The following is a 6527-nucleotide window of genomic DNA, read 5'->3' as shown; positions in this document are numbered from 1 at the left end:
GGTCTTGATCCTGCGCAGATCACCTTGCATTCGCCGCTGCTGGGCGGGTTCTTCGGACGGCATTTTTTATACGACTCAGCGAGTCCTTACCCCCAGGCCATCGCCTTGGCCAAGGCGGTCGGACGTCCGGTCAAACTGATCTGGAGTCGAGAGGAAGAGTTCCTGCGTGACGTACTCCGTCCCGTTGCAGCGGTCAATTTTCGCGCCGCGCTGGATAACGATGGCTGGCCGCTGGCAATCGAAGCGATCAGTGCCACCGAAGGTCCTACCGAGGCCATCGCGGGCAAACAGGGTGAAAAGCTCGACCCTACGGCGCTTGAAGGGTTGACGGGCAAGTCCTACGCGATTCCTAACAAGCGAATTGCGCAGATCTACGTCAAAGGTCCGGCCATGTTGGGTTACTGGCGTTCGGTGGGCAATTCCCTTAACGACTTTTTCTACGAATCGTTCCTTGACGAACTGGCTGACAAAGGCGGCAAGGACCCGTTCGAACTGCGCATGCATTTGCTTCGTGACAACAAGCGCCTGACCACACTGCTGCAGGCTGTAAGTGAACTGTCAGGGGGCTGGAAGCGCGGCCCGTTTACCGCCGAGGACGGCACAAAACGTGCGCGCGGCGTGGCGATGGCTTCGCCGTTTGGTACGCAGACTGCCGTGATCGCCGAGGTGTCCATCGAGAACGGACAGGTCAAGGTGCACGATATCTGGCAGGCGATTGACCCCGGCAGCATCGTCAACCCGGCGATTGTTGAAGCTCAGGTCAATGGCGCCGTGGCGCTGGGGCTGTCTCAAACGCTGGTGGAGGAGTCGGTGTGGGTTGATGGAAAACCCCGGGCTCGCAATTACGACTTGTACCCGATCCTGCCGCCTGCGCGGATGGCACGGGTGCATGTACGGGTCGTCGAGAGCGGGGAAAAAATGGGTGGCATCGGCGAACCGCCGCTGCCCGCCGTCGCGCCCGCTGTCGCCAATGCGGTGGCAACGTTGACTGGCCAGCGGGTTCGCAGCCTGCCCATGAGCCGACACACCTTCACCTGATCAGCGCCGGAGCGTCGATGAGTAACAGCCGATCCGGCCAGCAGCCCGATTGCGCTGCACATGCGCTAGAGGAGAGCCAGATGGAAAGCATCGATTTGCTGGTCCTGCGCACCACGCGGGACTGGCTCGCCGCCGGAGCGCGCGTGCTGCTCGCCACCGTGGCACGTACATGGGGTTCGTCGCCGCGCCCGGTAGGGTCGATGATGGCCTTGCGTAACGACGGTCGGGTGGTGGGCAGCGTGTCCGGTGGCTGCATTGAGGATGACCTGATCCATCGCTACACAACAGCCCATGGCGGGAGCGGCATGAAGGACGGCGCGCCTGAGGTGGTGCGCTATGGCGTCAGCGGCAATCGGCCAATTGGCGTCTGTCTTGAATATCAGCCATGGGTTGAATCCACAGTCAGCCCCACATCAGCCTTTAACTGAAGTCCCAAAACCTGCACAATCGCCGGCTTTTTCGCGACAGGAAGTCCGACCATGCAACGGATTGTAATTCTGGGCAATGCCGGTAGCGGCAAATCCACCCTCGCCCGCACTCTAGGCATACGCCTTGGCTTGCCCGTGGTGCACCTGGACACCCTGTTCTGGGAGCCCGACTGGGTCGAACCCGACGCTGAGCAATTCCGCGCTCGGGTCAATGAAGCGGTCGCACCGGCTGCCTGGATCTGTGAAGGCAACTATGCCCGGCGTACCTTCGATCTTCGCCTGCCCCGTGCCGACTTGATCATCTAGCTCGATACGCCGCGGCTCACCTGTTTCACCCGGGTGATCCTGCGCAGCGTAATGAACCGCCCTCGCCCGGACCTTGCCGCGGGCTGTACAGAGAAGCTCGACCGGGAGTTCCTGACCTTTCTGAATTTCGTGTGGAATTTCGATCGTGGCTATCGTCCAGGCATCGAGGCGGTGCGCTTGGCCATAGGCCCGAAAATTCCTACGGTACATTTGCGGGGTACCCGACAGATTGCCGCTTTTCTCGACAGCTTGCCTGCAATGTCTGAAACCGGTCCTGAATTAACCTCCTCACCAGACAGATGACATATCGGGTATGCACCGGGCATGGTTGCCTACGTCATCTAAGGCGMGATCCTCGACCACTTCCCCCGGTCAAAGCGGTGATCAAACACAATCGGCAGAAAAACTTCCGCCAGACGCATCGTCTACTTATAGTCAGACCTCCCTCCATCCGCACTCCCGTGTATACCAGGAGAAACGCAAATGTCCGGACATCGAATTTTCTCGACAGCCTTTGCGGCGGTTTATCCTCTGTACGTAGCGAAAGCCGAGCGAAAGGGGCGTACACAAGAAGAAGTTGACCGCGTCATCTGCTGGCTCACGGGCTACGACCAAGCGGGTCTACTGCAACAGCTCAAGCTGAACGTCGACTTCGAAGCTTTCTTTGCCCAAGCGCCGGAGATGCATCCGAACAGCAGCCTCATCAAAGGCGTGGTCTGCGGTATCCGTGTGGAGGATGTTGAAGATCCACTGATGAAACGAATCCGCCAGTTGGACAAGCTTGTCGATGAACTCGCCAAAGGCAAATCCATGGAGAAGGTGCTTCGGCAATAAATCCCGTGGCCAAGCTAGTGTGAGCCAGGCCAACAGCAAAAAAACGGCTGATGCACAACCGGAACGGAGCCCCCCCTATCCCCAGGACAGCGACTACTTAGCTGGGCTCAACCTTATCCAACGTCCCGTTCGCCGTAATCTCCGCCACCATGATGCTGTTGGAAATACCCAGCAAGGCATAACGCGACTCACCCTCCAGATGATCCACCAACTGATGGACCATCACATCGACCGACGCCAGCGTCTCGACCAAGGACACGGCCAGGGTTTCGGCTGTGGCTTCTGGGTCGACGGAAAACAGGGTACTGCGGGTTCGCTTGGTGGCTTTAATGTCGGCATTCGACGGGAAGTGGAAATTGAGTGCTCGCTCGACGGCTTCGTTGGAAATTTTTTCGGATAGCGCTGAAGGGCACACGTGTCAGTAAGACACGTGCACGGGCTTTCCCTTATGGTTCTAACATGACGTCCGGGCGACCAGCGTCATGTTCGTCGAAGATCCGCGCCTTGGGCCGCAGTGCCCAGGGCAGGATGCCTTCCTGGAATTCACACGTTCGGTATGTGCTGCGGGCAGGATGAGGGCTTAGTTAACCATCACCTCGTCCAGTGCCTGCTCGAGGGTGCTGACTGTGCGCTCGATATTGTGCAGCTTTTCGAGTCCAAACAGACCGATGCGGAAGGTCTGGAAGTCGGCCGGCTCGTCGCATTGCAACGGCACTCCGGCGGCGATCTGTAGGCCGTGAGCGGCAAATTTCTTGCCGCTCTTGATGTCGGCATCATCGGTGTAGCTCACCACTACGCCAGGGGCCTGAAAGCCGGCCGCGGCCACGCTTTTGATGCCTTTGCCGGTCAACATTGCGCGCACCCGATCACCCAGAGCCTGTTGTTCGCCGCGGACCTTGTCGAAACCGTAGGCTTGCGTCTCTTTCATCACTTCGTTGAATCGCGCGAGGGAATCGCTGGGCATGGTCGCATGGTAGGCATGTCCGCCCTGTTCRTAGGCCTGCATGATCTGAAGCCACTTTTTCAGGTCGCAGGCGAAGCTGCTGCTTTGCGTCTGCTCGATGCGCTCGAGGGCCAAGGAACTGAGCATCACCAAGGCGCAGCAAGGGGATGCGCTCCAGCCTTTCTGCGGTGCGCTGATCAGCAGGTCGACTGCGCATTTCTGCATATCAACCCAAAGCGTGCCTGAGGCGATGCAGTCCAGCACGAACAGGCCACCCACCGCATGCACGGCGTCGCCGACGGCCCGCAGGTACTCGTCGGGCAGGATAATCCCTGATGAGGTTTCAACGTGGGGGGCGAAGACAATCTGCGGCTTCTGCGCCTGAATGGCTGCCAGCACTTCGTCCAGAGCAGGTGGCGCGTAGGCAGCCTGGCGACCCTTGTCGACCGGTCGGGCTTTCAGCACCGTGGTGGCAGCCGGGATGTTCCCCATCTCAAGGATCTGGCTCCAGCGATAACTGAACCAGCCGTTGCGTATCACCAGGCATTGCTGGTCGGTGGCAAACTGTCGCGCCACCGCTTCCATGCCGAATGTGCCGCTGCCCGGGACCACCGCAACAGCCTGGGCGTTATAGACCTGTTTGAGGGTGCTGGAAATGTTCTTCATCACGCCTTGAAATGACTGCGACATGTGGTTGAGCGAGCGGTCGGTGTAGACCACTGAGTACTCGACCAGGCCCTCGGGATCGATACTGGGATATAGCTTTGACATGGGTGACTCCTTTGGCAGAGATGTCAGTGGTATCGACCCTGCCCTAAGACTTGGCAAATGACAAGATTGCTCGGGATTGAATTGCGACTTCTGTCGAGCGGCTGGCCTCATCAGGTCGATTACTGGACGTAGCAATGCTCGCAGGTGGCTGCTGAGTTGTGGGAGGGTGGGCTTTAAAGATTCCTACCTTCTTGCGTTCGGTCGATAACGACCCGTTACGAAGGGTAAAAGCCTGTAAAGCGATGCCGGTGGCAGTGGTAGACACGCCCGACCAGGTTAACGCCGAGTCGGGGTTTTTATGCCTGGCGATTGGTGACTTTGAGCTGACTTGACCACTAGAGTATCGCTGTCTTTACTCTGAATCCGTGTCATGAGTTTGAAGTGCGATGAGGTGTTTAAATGCAAAAGGTATTGGTTCCTTTCGATGGCTCTGAAAACGTAAAACGGGCCCTGCAGTATCTGGTTGAATTCTCCCGGGTATATCCGGACCTTGAGGTGCATGTGCTCAATGTCCAGTCGGCGCCCGTTTTGTATGGTGATTATATTACTCGCGAGATGGTGGAGCAGATGAACACCTCAGCTCTGCAGCACTCAGCAGATGTCACCAGCGAGGCGGCGGTGATCCTCCAGGCCGCGAACGTCCGTCACCAGATACACGAGTCGACGGGGGAAGTCGTGAAAGAGGTGGCCAAGGCGGTGAAGGCGTTGGGCTGCGACACCGTGGTAATGGGCACGCGTGGGATGAGCAACCTCTCAAACCTGTTAATGGGTTCGGTGGCCAGCCGCGTGGTGCATGAGGTTTCAGTTCCGGTATTGCTGGTCAAATAAGCCTGGGCACAGTGTTTCTGACGAGAGAGGCACCGGGGCATCAGGCTTGGCTGAGTTGCCCCTGCTTTTGTAGATCCTCAGTGCCCGCTTCTGGCCCCTCTCTGCCCGACCAGRTTAACGCCTGGYCGGGTTTTTTATGCCWKGCAGTTGGTGGCTCTGAGCTGACTTGACCMCCCATTTGCATCGGACTTGACCAGCACGTTCCGTAACCATGACCGACAGAAATCGGCTAAAAACGGTCAGACACGTTGCGTTATATGTGTTCGCTTAGCGCAGTTCCAGTGCGATGTACGCAAACAGCACGCGCTCTTCGTTCACTTGGGCACCCACCGGCACCTGTGCATCCAGATCTGGCCCGATGGCCGCAATCAGTCCATCAACAATCAGTAGATCGGCGTCATCGTAACCAATGCCCGTAGATGGCTCAGACAAATCGGGCGTCACCTGGCCTGGCGCGACGGATAAATACCGGCAAGCCGCGCTATCACGACCCCCACGTAAAAGACGCCTGAAAACTCTTCTACCATCACCAGTGAGCGGGCGTGGTTGGTCAACGGGATAACATCACCGTAACCGGTGGTCGTAAGCGTCGTGAAGCTGAAATAGATCAGTTTGAAGAAAGTGCCGGGGCGGCTGAAATCGAAGTTGCCAGGTCCGAAGGAGCTAGCGGCGGAAATCTCGACCAGGGCGTAGATGAAGGACCAAACAAAGGCCAGCATGATGTAGCCCGCAAGCGCGCCATGCAACTTGTCGGCTGTAATTGGCCCGCGCTTGAGAAGGTAGCGAAGCACTCCGCTGAACGAAACCGCAAGAGACGCCGCATAGGTTATCCCGGCAAGTTGAAGATTCGCGATACTCTCAGTCCACAAGGCCGTCCATTGAAGGCCAATCCCAAACAACGCCAGGCACAGTTTGAGGATCAATCCCGACCGGGTCTGCCTGGTGGCGAATGCGCCCACGAGCAGCACGGCCGAAAACAGAATGCCGAGCAACATGCGAGCAATCAGACCCTCCTCAAGAAAGGGAAACAGAAGGATCAACCCTAGCAAGAGCAGCAACAGGTAAGTGCAGGGCCCCAGCCCTATCACCATCTGAGCTAAATCTGTGTCGGATTCGGCTTTGTCTTGCGGATTTGCCATACCGGTTTCCCTATGCCGAAGTAACGCTCGATACCTGACGTTGCACGGGTGAATTCTGATCTTGCTTTAGAATAGTTGGGAGTGAAACTCTAGTCGTGAATACCTTTAAGAGGATTGAAACCGACAGGCAGCCATGGGTCGACTCCTACCCTTCGCGACAGGCAGATATCGACCCAAAGAGGTCATTGGGCAACACCTACGTCTGGCCGATTGCTTTCAGTTCCGGCCGTATTCCCGAAC

General features: G+C 57.7%; 7 protein-coding genes and 2 pseudogenes. 5 read left to right on the top strand and 4 right to left on the bottom strand.

Going from position 1 to position 6527, the window contains the following annotated elements; translation table 11 throughout:
- The 4 genes and pseudogenes from AC1DRJ_RS17135 to AC1DRJ_RS17120 all read left to right on the top strand — a co-directional run.
- Positions 1-1038, top strand: a 1038-nt coding sequence (locus AC1DRJ_RS17135) for a molybdopterin cofactor-binding domain-containing protein (RefSeq protein ID WP_477803201.1), incomplete at its 5' end; no start/stop codon positions are given.
- A gap of 80 nt (positions 1039-1118) precedes the next feature.
- Positions 1119-1391: pseudogene (locus tag AC1DRJ_RS17130) on the top strand (XdhC family protein); the annotation flags it as partial.
- Between the two features lie 126 nt (positions 1392-1517).
- Positions 1518-2075: pseudogene (locus tag AC1DRJ_RS17125) on the top strand (P-loop NTPase family protein).
- 180 nt (positions 2076-2255) lie between these two features.
- Positions 2256-2606 carry a DUF2200 domain-containing protein gene (locus AC1DRJ_RS17120; protein ID WP_477803200.1) on the top strand — a complete coding sequence of 117 codons (351 nt, stop codon included), beginning with the start codon at positions 2256-2258 and terminating at the stop codon, positions 2604-2606.
- A gap of 97 nt (positions 2607-2703) precedes the next feature.
- Here the strand turns inward: AC1DRJ_RS17120 and AC1DRJ_RS17115 are convergent, their stop codons facing one another.
- Entirely contained in the window at positions 2704-3021 is a 318-nt protein-coding gene (locus AC1DRJ_RS17115) for a DUF6124 family protein (protein ID WP_477803199.1), read from the bottom strand.
- Positions 3022-3186: 165 nt separating this feature from the next.
- Entirely contained in the window at positions 3187-4320 is a 1134-nt protein-coding gene (locus AC1DRJ_RS17110) for an aminotransferase class V-fold PLP-dependent enzyme (RefSeq protein WP_477803198.1), read from the bottom strand.
- A 399-nt stretch (positions 4321-4719) separates the two neighbouring features.
- Here AC1DRJ_RS17110 and AC1DRJ_RS17105 point away from each other — a divergent pair, with 399 nt between their 5' ends.
- The gene (locus AC1DRJ_RS17105; protein WP_477803197.1) at positions 4720-5148 is read left to right on the top strand and encodes a universal stress protein; all 429 of its coding nucleotides are present in this window, start codon (positions 4720-4722) and stop codon (positions 5146-5148) included.
- Positions 5149-5415: 267 nt separating this feature from the next.
- Here AC1DRJ_RS17105 and AC1DRJ_RS17100 read toward each other — a convergent pair whose 3' ends face one another.
- Positions 5416-5580, bottom strand: coding sequence for a hypothetical protein (locus AC1DRJ_RS17100; RefSeq protein ID WP_477803196.1), 165 nt, complete (start codon positions 5578-5580; stop codon positions 5416-5418).
- 8 nt (positions 5581-5588) lie between these two features.
- Positions 5589-6287 carry a potassium channel family protein gene (locus AC1DRJ_RS17095; RefSeq protein WP_477803195.1) on the bottom strand — a complete coding sequence of 233 codons (699 nt, stop codon included), beginning with the start codon at positions 6285-6287 and terminating at the stop codon, positions 5589-5591.
- Positions 6288-6527 lie beyond the last annotated feature (240 nt).

Source organism: Pseudomonas sp. P5_B2 (assembly GCF_056400445.1).
This window is presented reverse-complemented; position numbering and strand designations above follow the sequence as displayed.